The following is a 16,520-nucleotide window of genomic DNA, read 5'->3' on the forward strand; positions in this document are numbered from 1 at the left end:
ATGCCAGCGTCGGAATACCTACGTCAGGAGCGGTCGCCATGACGATTGATGCGTATGCCTGGACGACGTTCACTGACAGCGGCGAGATTCCCACCTGGATCTCGAACGCCTACTCCGACAGCTACCAAGGCCCGCACCAAGACGATGCCCACGCCGAACCGGAACCGGCTTCGGCGCCCGTGCTGACACCGGCGCTACTCGGCGCCCAGTACCGGCTCGGTCTACATCGACGGGCGGGGGAGAGCCGGGTCGCGGTCTACTCACCCGATGACCCGGGTGGTTTCGGTCCGGCACTGCACGTGGTGACCGACGACGGCGCGATGCTGATGGATTCGGTCACGGTGCTGCTGCACCGGCTCGGGGTGGCCTACGCGGCGATCATGAACCCGGTCTTCCAGGTCAGCCGCGACGGCGCCGGCGACCTGCTCGCCGTTGCCCCGAAAGACTCCGGCGACGGGGTCGACGAGACCTGGATCCACGTCCAGCTGGCACCATCGGTGGACCGCGACGCCCTGCACGAGGCCGAGCGCCTGCTGCCGCGGGTTCTCGCCGACCTCCGCCGGGTCGCGGCGGATGCGACAGCGATGATCTCGGCGCTGAATGACCTGGCCGACGACGTGGAAAGCGACGCGAACGGTCACTACCCGGGCGCCGACAACGCCGACGTCGCGACGTTGTTGCGTTGGCTTTCCGCAGGCAATTTCACATTGCTGGGGTATCAACGCTGCCCGGTGCGCGACGGCCGGGTCTCGGGTGACGCAGCGACGGCCAGCCTCGGAGTATTGCGGCGGCGCAAGGCTTCTCGCCCGCGGCTGACTCTGGACAACGAACTGCTCGCGCTCGCACAGACTGACGTGGCCAGCTACCTGCGCTTCGGTGCCTACCCGTACGTCTTCGCCGTCCGTGAGAACGCCGACGGCGACATCTTCGAGCATCGCCTCATCGGGCTGTTCACGGTCGCGGCGCTGAACGCCGACGTCCTGGAGATCCCGATCATCTCCGGCCGGGTCCACGAGGTACTCACCATGGCTGACCTGGACCCCGGCCACCCTGGCCAGCTGCTGCTCGACGTCATCCAAACCGTCCCGCGCACGGAGCTTTTCGCGCGCAGCGCCGAGCAGCTGCTGGCGATGGCCAAGTCGGTGGTCGACCTCGGATCGGGCCGTCGTGCGCTGCTGTTCCTGCGGGCCGACCGTCTCGAATACTTCGTGTCATGTCTGGTTTACCTGCCGCGTGACCGCTACACGACGGCGGTGCGCCTGCAGATCGAGGACATCCTGGTCCGGGAATTCGGCGGGACCAGTCTCGAATTCACCGCGCGTGTCACCGAATCCCCCTGGGCGTTGCTGCATTTCATGGTGCGCCTGCACGACGCCGCCGACAAGGTCGACACCTCCGACGCCAACCGGGTCCGGCTGCAAACGCTGCTGAGCGAAGCCGCGCGCACCTGGGCCGACCGGATGCTCACCGAGGCGGCCGCATCTGCGGTCGAGCCCGCCGCGGCCGATCACTATGCGAACTCGTTTTCCGCGGCCTACCAACAGTTCGTCACCCCAGCCGACGCGATCAACGACATCGCAATCTTCGACGAGCTGACCGACGACTCGGTCAAGCTGGTGCTGTCCGACCATGACTATGACGGAACGGCGCGGCTGACATGGTATTTGGGTGGGCGAACCGCATCTTTGAGTGAGCTGCTGCCGATGCTGCAGTCGATGGGTGTCGAGGTGCTCGAGGAGCGACCGTTCTCCGTCACGCGTCCCGACGGGCTGCCGATCTGGATCTACCAGTTCAAGATCACTCCGCAACCTACCGTTCCGCTGGCGCAGCCCGGCCCTGAGCGGGAGGCGACCTCCCAGCGCTTCGCCGACGCGGTGACCGCGATCTGGGAAGGCCGCGCCGAGATCGACCGGTTCAACGAGCTGGTGATGCGCGCCGATTTGACCTGGCAGCAGGTTGTGCTGCTGCGCAGCTACGCGAAATATCTGCGGCAGGCCGGTTTTACGTACAGCCAGTCCCACATCGAATCGGTGATCAACGAAAACCCCTCCACGGCGCGGGCGTTGGTGGCGTTGTTCGAGGCACTCTTCGACCCGGATTCGCCGAGCTCGTCGAGGAGTCGCGACGCGCAGGCAGCGGCCGCGGCGGTCGCCGCCGACATCGACGCGCTGGTCAGCATGGACACCGATCGCGTGCTGCGCGCATTCGCCGAGCTGATCCAGGCGACGCTTCGCACCAATTACTTTGTCAAACAACAAGATTCGGCCCGTAGCCAGAATGTGCTAGCGCTGAAATTGGATGCCCAACTCATCGAAGAGCTTCCGCTGCCGCGTCCCAAGTTCGAAATCTTCGTCTACTCACCCCGGGTCGAAGGTGTGCACCTGCGATTCGGCTACGTCGCGCGCGGTGGCCTGCGCTGGTCGGACCGGCGGGAGGACTTCCGCACCGAAATCCTGGGCCTGGTCAAGGCTCAGGCCGTCAAGAACGCGGTGATCGTGCCGGTCGGCGCCAAAGGTGGGTTCGTCGTCAAGCAGCCGCCGCTGCCGACCGGTGCTGCCGCCGCCGATCGCGAGGCGAACCGCAACGAAGGTATCGCCTGCTACCAGCTGTTCATCTCGGGCCTGCTCGACGTCACCGACAATGTCGACCACAACACCCGAGAAGTAAGGGCCCCAGCCGAAGTCGTGCGGCGCGACGGCGACGACGCCTACCTGGTGGTGGCCGCCGACAAAGGAACCGCCACGTTCTCCGACATCGCCAACGCGGTTGCCGAGTCCTACGGCTTCTGGCTGGGTGACGCCTTCGCATCCGGCGGATCGGTCGGCTACGACCATAAAGCCATGGGCATCACCGCCAAGGGCGCCTGGGAAGCGGTCAAGCGGCATTTCCGCGAGATGGGCGTCGACACCCAAACCGAAGACTTCACCGTCGTCGGCGTGGGCGACATGAGCGGTGACGTGTTCGGCAACGGCATGTTGCTGTCCAAGCACATTCGGTTGCTGGCCGCATTCGACCACCGCCATGTCTTCTTGGATCCCGATCCCGATCCCGCCGCCTCGTGGCGGGAAAGACAGCGGATGTTCGACCTGCCCCGCTCCAGCTGGGAGGACTATGACACGTCGCTGATCAGCGCGGGCGGCGGGGTGTACAGCCGCGAACACAAGTCGATCCCGATCAGCGCTCAGGTCCGCGCGGCGCTGGGCATCGACGGCGACGTCACCGAGATGACGCCACCCAACCTGGTCCGCGCGATCCTGCTGGCGCCGGTGGATCTGTTGTTCAACGGCGGTATCGGCACCTATGTCAAAGCCGAAGCCGAATCGGACGCCGACGTCGGTGACAAGGCCAACGATGCGCTGCGGGTCAACGCGAACCAGTTGCGCGCGAAAGTTGTTGGCGAGGGCGGTAATCTGGGTGTCACGGCGCTCGGTCGGGTCGAGTTCGATCTATGCGGCGGACGGATCAACACCGATGCGATGGACAACTCCGCCGGAGTGGACTGCTCAGACCATGAGGTCAACATCAAGATCCTGGTCGACGCGGAGGTGACCGCCGGCAAGATCGATCCGGCTGCACGTGCGCAACTTCTCGAGTCGATGACCGAGGAGGTCGCCGCACTTGTGCTCGCCGACAACGCCGACCAGAACGATCTGATCGGCACCAGCCGTGCCAACGCACCGATCCTGCTGCCGGTACATGCCGACCAAATCAAGTATCTGGTGGCCGAGCGTGGGCTCAACCGCGAGCTCGAAGCCCTGCCGTCGGAGAAGGAAATCGCGCGCCGCCGCGAGGTCGGCATCGGGCTCACCTCCCCGGAACTCGCCACCTTGATGGCGCAGGTCAAGCTCACCCTCAAAGACCAGCTGCTGGAAACCGACCTGCCGGATCAGGAGGTCTTCGCGAGCAAGCTGCCGCGCTACTTCCCCTCACAGCTGCGGGAGCGGTGTGGGCCGGCGATCCGCTCGCACCAATTGCGACGCGAGATCGTGACCACCATGCTGGTCAACGACCTGGTGGACACCGCCGGCATCAGCTACGACTACCGCATCACCCAGGACACCGGCGTGCGCCCGGTGGATGCGGTGCGCACCTATGCGGCGACCGACGCCATCTTCGGGGTGGAACAGCTGTGGCACAGCATCCGCTCCGAAGGACTGCCGATCGCGCTGTCCGACCGGATGACACTCGACACCCGTCGTTTGATCGACCGCGCCGGACGCTGGCTGCTCAACTACCGTCCGCAGCCGCTGGCGGTGGGCGCTGAGATCAACCGGTTCGCCAGGAAAGTCGCGGCACTGACGCCGCGGATGTCGGAGTGGCTTCGCGGCGACGACAAGGCGATCGTCGCGAAGGAAGCCGCCGAATTCGCCCGCCAAGGCGCGTCGCAGGGCCTGGCCTACATGGTAGCCGTCGGCCTGTACCGCTACAGCCTGCTGGACGTCATCGACGTCGCCGACATCGAAGATCGCGATCCCACTGAGGTCGCCGACACCTACTTCGCGCTGATGGATCGCCTGGGTACCGACGGCCTACTTACTGCGGTATCCGAACTGCCGCGCGCCGACCGCTGGCATTCATTGGCGCGCTTGGCGATTCGCGACGACATCTACGCTTCGTTACGCTCGTTGTGTTCCGACGTGCTTGCCGTCGGCGAGCCCGACGAGACCGGCGAGGAGAAGATCGCCGAATGGGAGCACATCAGTGCGTCGCGCGTCGAGCGGGCGCGACGGACACTGATGGAGATTTACGGGAGCGGTCAACGGGATTTGGCCACACTGTCGGTGGCGGCGCGTCAGATTCGATCGATGACACGCACCAGGGGGCGAGGAGCGGCAGGGTGAGCTCCGCCGGTGACGATGCAGAGCGTAGCGATGAGGAGGAGCGGCGATTGAACCCGGTGGGTTTCGTCGCGCCGGTTCCGGTGCGGTGGTCGGACATCGACATGTACCAGCATGTCAATCACGCGACCATGGTCACGATCATGGAGGAGGCGCGGATCCCGTTCCTCAAACCGGCTTTCGAGTCCGACATCCTCGACATCGGCCTGCTGATCGCCGACGTGCGCGTCACCTACAAAGGCCAACTGCGGCTGATGGATTCGCCGCTGCAGGTGGCCATGTGGACGAAGCGGCTGCGGGCGGTCGATTTCACCCTCGGCTACGAGGTGCGGTCGGTCAACGCCGGACCGGAGTCGAAGCCTGCGGTGATCGGCGAGTCGCAACTGGCCGCGTTCAACATCGACGAACAGCGACTGGTTCGCCTGGCGCCACACCATCGGGAATACCTGCAGCGGTGGCTGAGGTAGCCGACCGGGGAGTCTGGCTCGGTCCGGACTCCGTCGCCGCCAACCGCGCCGACCTGGCCGCGTTCGTCGAGCGGGCGGCACGGCTTGACGCCGCCGCCGTCGTCCGGCTGCGTGCACGGTCGGTGGGGGAGTTCACCGCTTGGGCCGCAACGGGTTTGGACGTGCTGGCCAGCAGAGTAGTGGCCGGTGTCGTGCGGCCCGACGACTTGTCGGTCGGCGCCGACGAACTGGGGCGAGGGCTGGCAGCCGTCGACAGTGCCGGTTACGTCAACCCAGGCTTTCCGATGGATTCCGCCTGGCGTGGTGCCTTGCCGCCGGACTCCGGGTTCACCCATCTCGACGACGTGCCGGCCCGCCTGATGCTGGACCTGGCGCAACGCGGGTCGCAGCTGGCCAAGGAGCACGGCCGCGCTCAGGGGCCGCCGGTGTCACTGCTGGACCAGGAGGTGATCCGGGTCAGCGCGGGCGGCGAGAGTGTCGGCGTCCCGATGCGATGCGTATTTGCTTTGACAGCAATGGGTTTCCTGCCGCAAGAGGCCGACGCTGTCGATTCCGACGAGATGGTGCGGGTGCGCGTCCTGCGGACCTGGCTCCGCATCGACGCGCGGTTCGGCTCGGTGTACCGCCGCCGCGGCGACCCGGCGGTGGTGCTGCGCTGACTACGTCGAGTAGCGCGACCACAACGGCAGCACGTCGTGGAGGTGGTCCATGAACTTCTGCAGGCCCACCCGGTATTCGACATAGCCGTAGCGATCGACCGCGCGCGCCGGAAACGCGATGCCGACGCCGAACAGTCCGGGGGCCAGAATGCCGTTGTCGGGGTTGTAATCAAGGTGACCGTATTGTCTGGTCTCGGGCAACGTCCGGCGTTGCAGGCCGACGGTGTACACCGCAAGATCGCACTCGGCGAGCTTGTCGTCGAAGTCGGGCCCGTCGACCAGGCAGCGTTCCAGGCGGTCCGGCAGCACGCCGTCGATGTTCTCCCGGGCCCAGTCCGCGGCACGGCCCTTGAGGCCGGTGTCGTCGAACAGGATCCAATCATCAAGGTAGACCGCGTATTGCACAGGGCTGCGGTAGAAGTTGACGATCTTCGCCACCGGGTGACGGAGCAGGTGCGGAAGCGCGATCATCGACGAGTGCGATGAACCGAACACCGCCACCGTGGCGTCCTTCAGCGGTTGCCCGGTGAGCTTTCCCGGATCGAGGGCTACTTCGAGCGGAATCTCCTGCAGCTGAGTGTAGTTCAGCTTTTTCGGTGTCGCCCCCACCGCCAGGATCACATTGGACGACGCGATATCCTGCTGCGCTGTTTCGATCCGCCACTGCCGGTTCTCTAGGGTTAGGCCGGTGGCCATGGTTTCGAAGATCTCCACTCGCTCGCGCAGGTGATCGGTGATCCAGCTCAAGGGGTCGGCGACCAGCGCGAGGGCGCAGGTTTCCTCGGGGTCCGTTTCGGTCAGCGGCATCGCGGGTGCTTCGGAGAATCGGAATGCCTTGGCGCCATTCAGGTATTCCAGGAATGTGCCAACCTTGGTGTTACTGGACACCGACCGCCACTTGGTGCCGAGATCGCCGGCCGCGAACGACGGATCGATCCAGGCGATGTCTTCGTCGGCAACGCCGCGATCGAGTAGCTTCCCGACAGCAGCGATGCCCGCAGGCCCGGCACCGATAACCGTCCACGCGTACGTCATGCGTGATACACCAGCCACGCCGCCGCGTTCGCCGGCAGCTCGCCGTCGACCAATGGCGCGCTGGTCAGAATCGGCTCGCCGTCCGGCAACGGGATCGGCCGCTCGCCGGCGTTGAGCATGCAGCACAAGCCGTCGTCGCCGCGGGTGAATGCCAGCGCGTCGTTCGGCGCTTCGAGCCATTCGATGCTGTCACCGGTGAATTCGTCACGGCTACGCCGTAATTCGAGGGCACGCTGAAAGAACGACAAGGTCGAGTCGGCATCGAGGAGCTGCTTCTCCACGGTGAGCGACTCCCACTCCGGGGGAATCGGCAGCCAGGTGTCAGACGAGTCGGAGAAACCGAAAGGGGGAGCGTCGCCGCGCCACGGAATCGGAATGCGGCATCCGTCGCGGCCGCGCACGGTGTGCCCGGAGCGTTCCCACGTCGGATCGCGCAGCGCCTCGTCGGGCAACTCGACATTCGGCAGGCCCAATTCCTGCCCGTTGTAGAGGAATACCGCGCCCGGCAGGGCGAGCGTCAGGAGCGCCATCGCGCGGGCCCGGTCCAATCCGCGCTCGCCGCCGCCGTAGCGGGTGGGTGCGCGAACGACGTCATGGTTCTCCAATGTCCATGTCGGCGTGGCTTTTTCCATCGCGGCGGCGACCAGGGTGTTTTCGATCGCATCGTGGATCTCGCTGACGTCGAATTCGGCGCGCACCACCCGGAAGTTGAAGCCCAGGTGCAACTCGTCGGCGCGGACGTACTCGGCCCAGCTGGCGTTGTCGAACACCCACACCTCGCCGATCGTCACCGCCTCGGGGTAGTCGTTCATCACCCGGCGGATATTGCGGTGAATTGCATGCACGCCGGCGTGGTTGAACCGTGGGTCGCCGTCGCTGAGCATCCGCGGCCGCATCTCGACGTCGGTATCGGGCAGACCGGGCGGCTTGGCCATCCCGTGTGCGACATCGATGCGGAAGCCGTCGACGCCGCGCTCCAGCCAGAACCGGAGCGTCTTCTCGAGATCGTCGAAAACTTCGGGGTTCTCCCAATTGAGATCTGGCTGCTCGACATCGAAGAGATGCAGATACCACTGGCCGGGCGTGCCGTCCGGCTCGGTGACTCGCGTCCAGGACGGGCCACCGAACACCGACTGCCAGTTGTTCGGCGGCTGCGCCCCCCCGGGTCCGCGTCCGTCGCGGAAGATGTAGCGGTCGCGCGCGGAGCTGCCCGGTTCGGCGGCCAGCGCCTCGCGAAACCACGGGTGCTCGGAGCTGGTGTGGTTGGGCACCAGGTCCATGGTGATCTTGATACCGCGCTGATGTGCCGCTTCGATCAGTCGCTCCAGTGCGGCCAAGCTACCGAACAGCGGATCGATGTCGCGCGGGTCCGACACGTCGTAGCCGTGATCGGCCATCGGAGACACCATGATCGGGCTGAACCAGATCGAGTTGACGCCGAGCCGGTCCAGGTAGTCCAACTGTGCTGCCACACCGTCGATGTCGCCGACGCCGTCGCCGTTGCTGTCGGCGAATGAGCGTGGATACACCTGGTAGAACAATGCATCCGCCCACCACGGCCGCTGTCGAGCTGTGCTCATCAAAACGCCGAATTCACCATCGAGTGTGCCGCCATTTCCAGGTAGTCGAGCAACGCCTGGCGATGCTCGTCGTCGAGAGTTGTCGAATCGATGGACGCGACTGCGGTGTGCATGCACCGCAGCCAGGCGTCGCGTTCGAACGGACCGATCTGGAACGGCGCGTGCCGCATCCGCAGCCGGGGGTGGCCGCGCTGATCGGAGTACGTCCGCGGGCCACCCCAGTACTGCTCGAGAAACATTCGCAGTCGTTCCTCGGCGCCGGCCAGGTCGTCCTCGGGGTACAGCGGCCGCAAGATCTCGTCCTCGGCGACCAGGTCGTAGAACCGCGCCACGATCGCATGGAACGTCTCCGCACCGCCGACGGCGTCGTAGAAGGTCTCTTGTGGTTGTTCCATCGCCTCCATTGTGAGCCATGCCCCGCGTGGGCCATTGGCACCGGGTGTTCACCGGATTGACCAGCGGACACCGGTCAATTTGGCGTGCGTTGGCCGGCGAATCGTGGTGGACTGGGCAGCGGAGGACGAATGGCGCAGCGCACAAAACGCCGCAGCCACCACAGTTCGGGTGCGGCGGCAGGTCTCAACGGGCCCGCGACCGGCTCAACCCTGCACAGCGTCCGTACCGTCGACCTTCATCAGCCGGTGCTCGACGCCGGGTCTGTCTGGAACCGTCGACGGGTGCTGCTGCTGAACTCCACCTACGAGCCGTTGACGGCGTTACCGGTACGGCGGGCGATCATCATGCTGATCTGCGGTAAGGCCGACGTCGTGCACGACGATCCGACCGGTCCGGTGATCCATTCCTCGTCCAGGTCGATCGCGGTGCCGTCGGTGATCCGACTGCGCACTTTCGTCCGGGTGCCCTATCGGGCCCGGGTCCCGATGACCCGCGCGGCGCTGATGCACCGCGACCGGTTCTGCTGCGCTTACTGCGGAGCCAAGGCCGACACCGTCGACCATGTGGTGCCGCGCAGTCGCGGCGGCGAGCACTCCTGGGAGAACTGCGTCGCGTGCTGCTCGACCTGCAACCACCGCAAGGGCGACAAGTTGCTGACCGAGCTGGGCTGGTCGCTGCGGATGCCGCCGACGCCGCCCAAGGGTCAGCACTGGCGGCTGCTGTCGACGGTCAAGGAAGTCGATCCGTCCTGGGCGCGGTATCTCGGCGAGGGCGCGGCCTAGCGCCAGACGCAGCGCTGTGTAGCCGTCGGTTCGGCGGTGGGATACGGTTTTCGTCGTGAGCATGATGGAAATCCATCTCTACTTTGTGGGAATCCCGTTGTTGCTGGTAGCCCTGCTGGCGGTGCCGATCTGGTCACGCAAGGGGCCACACCCGGAGACTTACCAGCTGTCGAAGCCTTGGACTCATGCGCCCATCCTGTGGGCTGCCACCGACGAGGCTGTCGGTGATGGCGGTCACGGACACAGCGCATCCGAGTTCAGCGTGGGAGGTGGAGCAAGTGGCAAGTGGTGAACTAGCGACCGTCGCACCGCTAGAGCTGCCGCACGGCTCGGTGATCACGGCCAGTGGCCGCATCTCGGGTGTCACCGAGCCCGGCGAACTTTCGGTGCACTACCCGTTTCCTATCGCAGACCTGGTTCACCTGGACGACGCGCTGACTTACGGGTCGCGCGCCGCCGGTGCACGCTTCGCGGTCTACATCGGCGACTTGGGCAGCGACACCGGGGCGCGGGCGCGCGACATCCTGGCGAAGGTGCCGACCCCCGACGACGCGGTGCTGATCGCGGTTTCGCCGGACCAGCACGCGATCGAGATCGTCTACGGCTCGGCGGTCCGCGGCCGAGGAGCCGAGTCGGCCGCGCCGCTCGGTGTCGCCGCGGCGGCGTCGTCGTTTCGAGACGGCAACCTGATCGACGGTCTGATCAGCGCGGTCAACGTCACCAGCGCGGGTATCTCGCCGTCCTAGCGGCCAGGTCAGGCGTCGCCGCCGCCGTCGAATCGGCGGGCCCGCAGTGACCGTTCGATGCCGGCGCGGCCCTCGAGCACCAGCCGACGCAGCGCCGGCGGCAACGCGGAATCGCCGAGAAACGCGTCCGCCGCGGCGATGCCGTCGTCGCTGATGTCCCACGACGGATACAAGCCGACCACCACCGTCTGAGCGACCTCGCTGGACCGACGCTCCCAGATGCCGGGGATCGCGGCGAAATACCGCGCGCCGAACGGTTTCAGCAGCTCGCCCTGGCCAGGCTGAACGAAACCGGCGATGATCGAGCGTCCGACGATGTTGGCCAGCGTGTCGTCCTCGGTGACCTGGGTCCACGCCGATTCCTTCACGGCCGCCTGCGGTCGTGCGGCCGAGGCTTGCGCGCCGAGTCGCTTGCCCGCAGATGTCGGGTCGCGCAGGACCTCCGCATCGATGACGGGCGTCTGCGGGCCGTCGGCGTCGATCGCGCCCGCGGCGGCCAGCGCGGTGACGATCCGCCACCGCAGATCGGTGTCGACCGTCAGCCCGGCCAGACCCGAGTCTGCGGGGTCGCGTTCGAGCAGGTCGGTCAGCACCGACACGTGCTGAGGTGACAGCACCGACGTGCACAGCGCGTTGACGAATGCCAGCTGGTGGTCCGAGCCCGCCGCCGCGCCGCGGGCCAACTCCAGCAGCCGGTCGGCGAATGCCGGCCAGCCCTCGGCGCGGGCCCACCCGGGCTCGGCGTAGGAGCCCAGCGCGGTCTGCGCCTGCAGCAGCAGCCGCTGGGCGACACCGACCTCGGTTTCGGCCTGAATGCCACCCGACACCAGCGCCACGAAATCGCGGGCACGCAACTCGGCGTCACGAGTCATCTCCCAGGCCGCCGACCACACCAATGTTCGCGGCAATGGTTCGCCGATGTCGGAGATGCGGCCCAGAGCGGTGTCCAGTGACCCGGGGTCCAGCCGCAGCGAGCAGTAAGTCAGGTCGTCATCGTTGACCAGGACCAAACGACCCGCTGAAACCCCAACCAGTGCAGTAACGTCCGTGCTCACACCGTCGATGTCGAGTTCTTCGCGGTGCGACCGCGTCAGCTTTCCGCTGCCGTCGTCGTCGTAGATGCCGATCGCCAACCGGTGCACCCGCGTCTCGCCCGCGCCGGGTGCGGCTCCACTCTGGGCGACTGCGAACCGGGTGAACCGGCCCTCGGCGTCGACGTCGAAATCGGCGCGAAGCGTGTTGAGCCCGGCCGTTTTGAGCCACTGTCGGCCCCAGTCGGACAGATCGCGGCCCGAGGCCTTCTCCAGCGCGGTGAGCAGGTCGTCGAAGGTGGCGTTGTCGAACGCATGCGCGCGGAAGTAATCCCGCAGGCCGGTCAGGAAGTGCTCGAGCCCGACGTAGGCCACCAGTTGCTTGAGCACACTGGCGCCTTTGGCGTAGGTGATGCCGTCGAAGTTGACCTCGACGGCGGCCAGATCGGGAATGTCGGCGGCCACCGGATGCGTCGACGGCAGCTGGTCTTGCCGGTAGGCCCACGACTTCTCGGCGTTGGCGAACGTCGTCCACGCCTGCGTGTATTCGGTTGCCTCAGCCTGGCACAGCACCGAGGCGAAGGTGGCGAAGGACTCGTTGAGCCACAGATCATCCCACCACCGCATGGTGACCAGATCGCCGAACCACATGTGCGCCATCTCGTGCAGCACCGTCTCGGCACGCCGCTCATACGACGCCCGGGTCACCTTGCTGCGAAAGACGTAGTCCTCCAGGAACGTCACCGCCCCGGCGTTCTCCATCGCGCCGGCGTTGAATTCCGGGACGAACAGCTGGTCGTATTTGCCGAACGCGTACGGCACGCCAAAGTTCTTGTGGTAGAAGCCAAAACCCTGCTTGGTTTGAGTGAACAGCCGCTCGGGATCCATGAACTCCGCCAGCGTGGCGCGGCAGAACAGGCCGAGCGCGATCTCGCCGTGCTCGTCGCGGTAGACGTCGTCCCAGCGCGCGTACGGCCCGGCGATCAACGCGACCAGATAGGTGCTCATCTTCGGGGTGGTGGCGAAGGTGTGCACGCCGCCCGCGATACTCGCCGTCGCGCCGTTGGACACCACCTGCCAGTGCTGCGGCGCGGTCACCGAGATGTCGAAGGTGGCCTTGAGGTCGGGCTGGTCGAAGCACGCGAACATCCGCTTGGCGTCGGCGGTTTCGAACTGCGAGTAGAGGTAGACCTCGCTGTCGACGGGATCGACGAACCGGTGCAGACCCTCACCGGTGTTCGAGTAGCGGCAGTCGGCGTCGACCACGAGCATGTTGTGCTCGGCCAGATCGCTGAGCGGGATACCGACCGACTCGTCATAACCGGACACGTCGATGTCGCGGCTGTTGAGCGTCGCGCTGCGGACCGTCGCGGCGGCGATGTCGATGACGGTGTCCGCGCCGGGGCGGGCGTCGAACGTGACGGTCGTGGTGGAGCGGAAGGTGCGTTCGCCCGGCTTGCCCTCCCCGTCGGTGAGGTCCAGGGCGATTCGGTAGTTGTCGACGGTGACCAGCGCGGCGCGTTCGACGGCCTGGTCACGGGTGAGGTTGGGGAGGGCCACGTATCCAACTTAGGGCTTTGAGTCCCGGCGGCGGGAATTGGACCGTCGCAGCTAGGGTTGTGCCGGACGGCTAGCCGACCGTCGACGAGAGGATCTGAGCATGTCCGAGAAGTCAGTTGCCGATTTCTGGTTCGACCCGCTGTGCCCGTGGGCATGGATCACTTCCCGCTGGATCCTGGAAGTGGAAAAGGTCCGCGACATCCAGGTGAACTTCCAGGTCATGAGCCTGGCGGTGCTCAACGAGAACCGCGAGAACCTGACCGCCGAATACAAAGAGAAGCTCTCGAAGGCGTTCGGCCCGGTGCGGGTGGCGATCGCCGCCGAGCAGGCTCGCGGGTCAAAGATCCTGGCGCCGCTGTACACGGCGATGGGAACTCGGATTCACGACGAGGGCAACAAGGACCTCGACGACGTCATCAAGGCGTCGCTCGAGGAGTTGGGCCTGCCCGCCGAGCTGGCCGATGCCGCAACCAGCACCGAGTACGACGAGGAGCTGCGCAAGAGCCACCACGCCGGAATGGACGCGGTCGGCGATGACGTCGGCACGCCCACCATCCACATCAACGGGACGGCGTTCTTCGGCCCGGTGTTGTCGCGGATCCCGCGCGGCGAAGAGGCCGGCAAGCTGTGGGACGCCTCGGTGACTTTTGCGGCCTACCCGCACTTCTGGGAGCTCAAGCGGACGCGTACGGAGGCCCCCGAGTTCGACTAGAGGTGTTCGGCGGGGCAGGATCACGATCATGCGCGTCTACCTTGGCTCCGACCACGCCGGCTACGAACTCAAACAGCAGATCATCGAGCACCTGAAAAAGACCGGCCACGAGCCGATCAACTGCGGCGCTTACACCTACGACGCGCAGGACGACTACCCGGCGTTCTGTATCAATGCCGCCGTGAAGACGGTGGCCGACCCGGAAAGCCTGGGCATCGTGATCGGGGGGTCGGGCAACGGTGAGCAGATCGCGGCCAACAAGGTGCCAGGCGCTCGCTGCGCGCTGGCGTGGAGCGTGCAGACCGCGTCGCTGGCACGCGAGCACAACAACGCGCAACTGATCAGCATCGGCGCGCGGATGCACACCGCGCCGGAGGCGCTGACGTTCGTCGACGCTTTTCTCAGCACGCCGTGGTCGGCGGCGCAACGCCACCAACGGCGTATCGACATTCTCGACGAGTACGAGCGCACCCACCAGGCGCCACCGGTGCCCGGCGCCGACGGGGCGTAGTGCCCGAGGGGCACACGCTGCACCGGTTGGCCCGGTTGCATCAGCGTCGCTTCGCCGGCGCACCGGTGGCGGTGTCGAGCCCGCAGGGTCGGTTCGCCACCTCGGCAGCCGCTGTCGATGGTCAGGTTCTGCGACAGGCGACGGCCTGGGGCAAGCATCTGTTCCATCACTACGTGGGTGGTGAGACGGTCCACGTGCACCTCGGCTTATACGGAAAATTCACCGAGTGGGCGCGTCCGGACGGCGACGCCGTGCCCGAGGCGGTCGGGGCGGTGCGGATGCGAATGGTCGGCGCCGAATACGGCACCGACTTGCGCGGGCCCACGGTCTGCGAGGTCATCGACGAGTCTCAGGTCGCCGACGTGGTCGCCCGGTTGGGGCCCGATCCGCTTCGTCGCGACTCCGACCCGTCGCCGCCGTGGCAACGAATCAGCAAGTCGCGCAGGCCAATCGGCGCGTTGCTGATGGACCAGGCCATTATCGCCGGTGTCGGCAACGTCTACCGCAACGAGTTGCTGTTCCGTCATGGCATCGACCCGTACCGGCCCGGCCAGAAGGTTGGTGAAGCAGAATTCGCCGCGGCCTGGACCGACCTGGTGGACCTGATGAAGGTCGGGGTGCGACGCGGCAAGATCATCACGCTCCGCCCCGAACATGACCGCGGCGCGCCGTCCTACGGCCCTGGCCGGCCGCGTTCCTACGTCTATCGCCGCGCCGGTGACCCCTGTCGGGTGTGCGGAACCTCCATCCGCACGGCCGAGTTGGAAGGCCGCAACCTTTTCTGGTGCCCGACCTGTCAAACCTGAAGGCAGCGCGGATCAGGGCTGCTCGACGCCCAGGACCCGATAGATCTCGTTGCTCATGACCACGCTGCGCGGATCGGCGTTGGCCTTGGTCGGGTCGAAATGATTCATCACGTAGGCGTAACCGATCCGGTTCTCCAGGTCGACGAAACCGAATGAGCCGCCAAGGCCGCCATGGCCGAAGATCCACGGGTTAGGTCCGTTGACGCAGCGCTGGTTGAGCATGTAGCCCAGCCCCCAGCCGTGATCCGCGACGCGTGGGCCGAGCACCAGATCCGTCTCCAGCCCACCCTGACAGACCCGGATCAGATCCATGTGCTTGCGGCTGAGCAACGTCTCCTGCGCCAACGCGTTGTAGAACGTCGCCAGCCCGAGAGCCGACACCTGCCCGTTGGTGCCCGGGAATTCGAGCTCACGCCACAGGTCCAGATCGTTCGAACTCACCTCGTCGTCCGGCGCGAATCCCATCGACACGGCCAAGCCGGCCTTCGGGTGTTCGCTCAGCGAGGTGGGGTAGCCGGGCGCGTGCACGTCGGCGAGCATTTGGCGGATGTGCGGTTTGGCGACCCGATCGGCGCAGCGGTGTTGTTCGGCGCGAGGCGTGCCGATGTGGATCTCGGCGCCCAGCGGTTCGGCGATCTCGGTGCGCAGGTACTGACCCACCGTGCCGCCGGTGACTCGGCGGAAGATCTCGCCGAGGATGAACCCGAAGGTCGTCATGTGATAGCCCTGCGCGGTCCCCGGCTCCCACCACGGTTCGGCCGCGGCCAGTCGTTCGCAGACGAAATCCCAGTCGGTGACCTTCGTCCAATCCATCCGCTGACGCGGCCCGATCACCCCGGACCGGTGGCTCATCACCATGCCGAGCGTGATGTCCTGCTTGCCGGCCTGGGCGAACTCGGGCCAGTACCGGGCCACCGGCGCGTTCAGGTCGAGCTCACCGCGCTCCACGAGTTGATGAACGCAGGTGCTGGTCAGGCCCTTGGTGCCGGAGAGCACGGTGGACAGCGTGTCCACCTGCCACGGGCGCGTGCCGTCGGCATCGGCTGATCCGGCCCACAGATTGACGACCAGCTCGTCGTCGACCCAGGCGGCGACCGCCGCGCCAATTTCCTTGCCCTGCAGGAAGTTTTGCTCGAATGCCGCGCGGACGCGATCGAAGCGCGTCTCGCACGAACCGTGAATGGTGACGTCGGCGGTGGCACCTGGATGCTGAATGGTCAGCCTCCTCAGCTTGCCGGGTCGGGCCTCGTCGCCCGCTGGCCGACGTAGGCGCCTAAAGCGTCCTCAGCCTAGTCCGCCGCGATTTCCGGCACCTGCATGGAGCGGGCGACGGGAATCGAACCCGCGTAGCTAGTTTGGAAGACTAGGGCTCTACCATTGAGCTACGCCCGCGTGTG

Annotated in this window: 14 protein-coding genes and 1 tRNA gene; 9 read left to right on the plus strand and 6 right to left on the minus strand. The window is 66.3% G+C overall.

Features of this window, described 5'->3' with window-relative positions:
* The first annotated feature begins 38 nt into the window (after positions 1 to 38).
* From ABDV69_RS10800 to ABDV69_RS10810, 3 genes are read left to right on the plus strand one after another with little or no spacing between them, the layout of a single operon-like run.
* A complete protein-coding gene (locus tag ABDV69_RS10800; protein WP_343574039.1) occupies positions 39 to 4,841 on the plus strand; it encodes an NAD-glutamate dehydrogenase in 4,803 nt (1,600 codons plus the stop codon).
* Positions 4,842 to 4,897: 56 nt separating this feature from the next.
* Complete coding sequence (locus ABDV69_RS10805) at positions 4,898 to 5,305, plus strand: thioesterase family protein (protein WP_343574064.1); 408 nt, start codon at positions 4,898 to 4,900, stop codon at positions 5,303 to 5,305.
* A complete protein-coding gene (locus ABDV69_RS10810; RefSeq protein ID WP_343574042.1) occupies positions 5,293 to 5,964 on the plus strand; it encodes a hypothetical protein in 672 nt (223 codons plus the stop codon). The genes ABDV69_RS10805 and ABDV69_RS10810 overlap by 13 nt, the downstream gene beginning before the upstream one ends.
* Here the strand turns inward: ABDV69_RS10810 and ABDV69_RS10815 are convergent, their stop codons facing one another.
* Genes ABDV69_RS10815 through ABDV69_RS10825 form a run of 3 tightly spaced genes read right to left on the minus strand, consistent with a single transcriptional unit; the run spans position 5,965 to position 8,983 of the window.
* Positions 5,965 to 6,999 (minus strand): pyridine nucleotide-disulfide oxidoreductase, encoded by a 1,035-nt coding sequence (locus tag ABDV69_RS10815; RefSeq protein ID WP_343574044.1) that lies wholly within the window; start codon positions 6,997 to 6,999, stop codon positions 5,965 to 5,967.
* Complete coding sequence (locus ABDV69_RS10820; protein ID WP_343574045.1) at positions 6,996 to 8,579, minus strand: glycoside hydrolase family 13 protein; 1,584 nt, start codon at positions 8,577 to 8,579, stop codon at positions 6,996 to 6,998. Before ABDV69_RS10820 ends, ABDV69_RS10815 begins: the two co-directional genes overlap by 4 nt.
* Positions 8,579 to 8,983: a globin gene (locus ABDV69_RS10825; RefSeq protein ID WP_343574047.1), complete on the minus strand. Its 405-nt coding sequence runs from the start codon at positions 8,981 to 8,983 to the stop codon at positions 8,579 to 8,581. The genes ABDV69_RS10820 and ABDV69_RS10825 overlap by 1 nt, the downstream gene beginning before the upstream one ends.
* Positions 8,984 to 9,103: 120 nt before the next feature.
* On the opposite strand from ABDV69_RS10825, the gene ABDV69_RS10830 reads away from it, so the two are divergent.
* The 3 genes from ABDV69_RS10830 to ABDV69_RS10840 all read left to right on the plus strand — a co-directional run bounded on the left by ABDV69_RS10830 (position 9,104) and on the right by ABDV69_RS10840 (position 10,503).
* Complete coding sequence (locus ABDV69_RS10830) at positions 9,104 to 9,757, plus strand: HNH endonuclease (protein ID WP_343574049.1); 654 nt, start codon at positions 9,104 to 9,106, stop codon at positions 9,755 to 9,757.
* Between the two features lie 64 nt (positions 9,758 to 9,821).
* Positions 9,822 to 10,049 carry a hypothetical protein gene (locus ABDV69_RS10835; protein WP_343574066.1) on the plus strand — a complete coding sequence of 76 codons (228 nt, stop codon included), beginning with the start codon at positions 9,822 to 9,824 and terminating at the stop codon, positions 10,047 to 10,049.
* Positions 10,036 to 10,503 (plus strand): DUF5130 domain-containing protein, encoded by a 468-nt coding sequence (locus ABDV69_RS10840; RefSeq protein ID WP_343574050.1) that lies wholly within the window; start codon positions 10,036 to 10,038, stop codon positions 10,501 to 10,503. The genes ABDV69_RS10835 and ABDV69_RS10840 overlap by 14 nt, the downstream gene beginning before the upstream one ends.
* 8 nt (positions 10,504 to 10,511) lie before the next feature.
* On the opposite strand, the gene pepN is transcribed toward ABDV69_RS10840, so the two are convergent.
* Positions 10,512 to 13,094: an aminopeptidase N gene (pepN, locus tag ABDV69_RS10845; protein ID WP_343574052.1), complete on the minus strand. Its 2,583-nt coding sequence runs from the start codon at positions 13,092 to 13,094 to the stop codon at positions 10,512 to 10,514.
* Between the two features lie 100 nt (positions 13,095 to 13,194).
* Between pepN and ABDV69_RS10850 the strand changes: the two genes are divergently transcribed.
* Genes ABDV69_RS10850 through ABDV69_RS10860 form a run of 3 tightly spaced genes read left to right on the plus strand, consistent with a single transcriptional unit; the run spans position 13,195 to position 15,123 of the window.
* Positions 13,195 to 13,806, plus strand: a complete 612-nt coding sequence (locus tag ABDV69_RS10850; RefSeq protein ID WP_343574053.1) for a DsbA family protein — start codon at positions 13,195 to 13,197, stop codon at positions 13,804 to 13,806.
* Between the two features lie 28 nt (positions 13,807 to 13,834).
* Positions 13,835 to 14,317, plus strand: a complete 483-nt coding sequence (locus ABDV69_RS10855; protein ID WP_343574055.1) for a ribose-5-phosphate isomerase — start codon at positions 13,835 to 13,837, stop codon at positions 14,315 to 14,317.
* Complete coding sequence (locus tag ABDV69_RS10860) at positions 14,317 to 15,123, plus strand: DNA-formamidopyrimidine glycosylase family protein (protein WP_343574057.1); 807 nt, start codon at positions 14,317 to 14,319, stop codon at positions 15,121 to 15,123. The genes ABDV69_RS10855 and ABDV69_RS10860 overlap by 1 nt, the downstream gene beginning before the upstream one ends.
* Positions 15,124 to 15,135: 12 nt before the next feature.
* Here ABDV69_RS10860 and ABDV69_RS10865 read toward each other — a convergent pair whose 3' ends face one another.
* Together ABDV69_RS10865 and ABDV69_RS10870 are read right to left on the minus strand one after the other, a co-directional pair.
* On the minus strand, positions 15,136 to 16,305 hold the full coding sequence (locus tag ABDV69_RS10865; RefSeq protein ID WP_343574067.1) for a serine hydrolase domain-containing protein: 1,170 nt from the start codon (positions 16,303 to 16,305) through the stop codon (positions 15,136 to 15,138).
* A gap of 136 nt (positions 16,306 to 16,441) precedes the next feature.
* Positions 16,442 to 16,515 (minus strand) — tRNA-Gly (locus ABDV69_RS10870).
* Positions 16,516 to 16,520: the final 5 nt, after the last annotated feature.

The organism is Mycobacterium sp. (assembly GCF_039583785.1).
GTDB lineage: Bacteria > Actinomycetota > Actinomycetes > Mycobacteriales > Mycobacteriaceae > Mycobacterium.

Coding starts and splice junctions, on each gene's coding strand:
- ABDV69_RS10800 (WP_343574039.1), top strand. CDS start 39: ATGACGATTGATGCGTATGCCTGGACGACGTTCACTGACAGCGGCGAG.
- ABDV69_RS10815 (WP_343574044.1), bottom strand. CDS start 6,999: ATGACGTACGCGTGGACGGTTATCGGTGCCGGGCCTGCGGGCATCGCT.
- ABDV69_RS10820 (WP_343574045.1), bottom strand. CDS start 8,579: ATGAGCACAGCTCGACAGCGGCCGTGGTGGGCGGATGCATTGTTCTAC.
- ABDV69_RS10825 (WP_343574047.1), bottom strand. CDS start 8,983: ATGGAGGCGATGGAACAACCACAAGAGACCTTCTACGACGCCGTCGGC.
- ABDV69_RS10830 (WP_343574049.1), top strand. CDS start 9,104: ATGGCGCAGCGCACAAAACGCCGCAGCCACCACAGTTCGGGTGCGGCG.
- ABDV69_RS10835 (WP_343574066.1), top strand. CDS start 9,822: ATGGAAATCCATCTCTACTTTGTGGGAATCCCGTTGTTGCTGGTAGCC.
- ABDV69_RS10850 (WP_343574053.1), top strand. CDS start 13,195: ATGTCCGAGAAGTCAGTTGCCGATTTCTGGTTCGACCCGCTGTGCCCG.
- ABDV69_RS10855 (WP_343574055.1), top strand. CDS start 13,835: ATGCGCGTCTACCTTGGCTCCGACCACGCCGGCTACGAACTCAAACAG.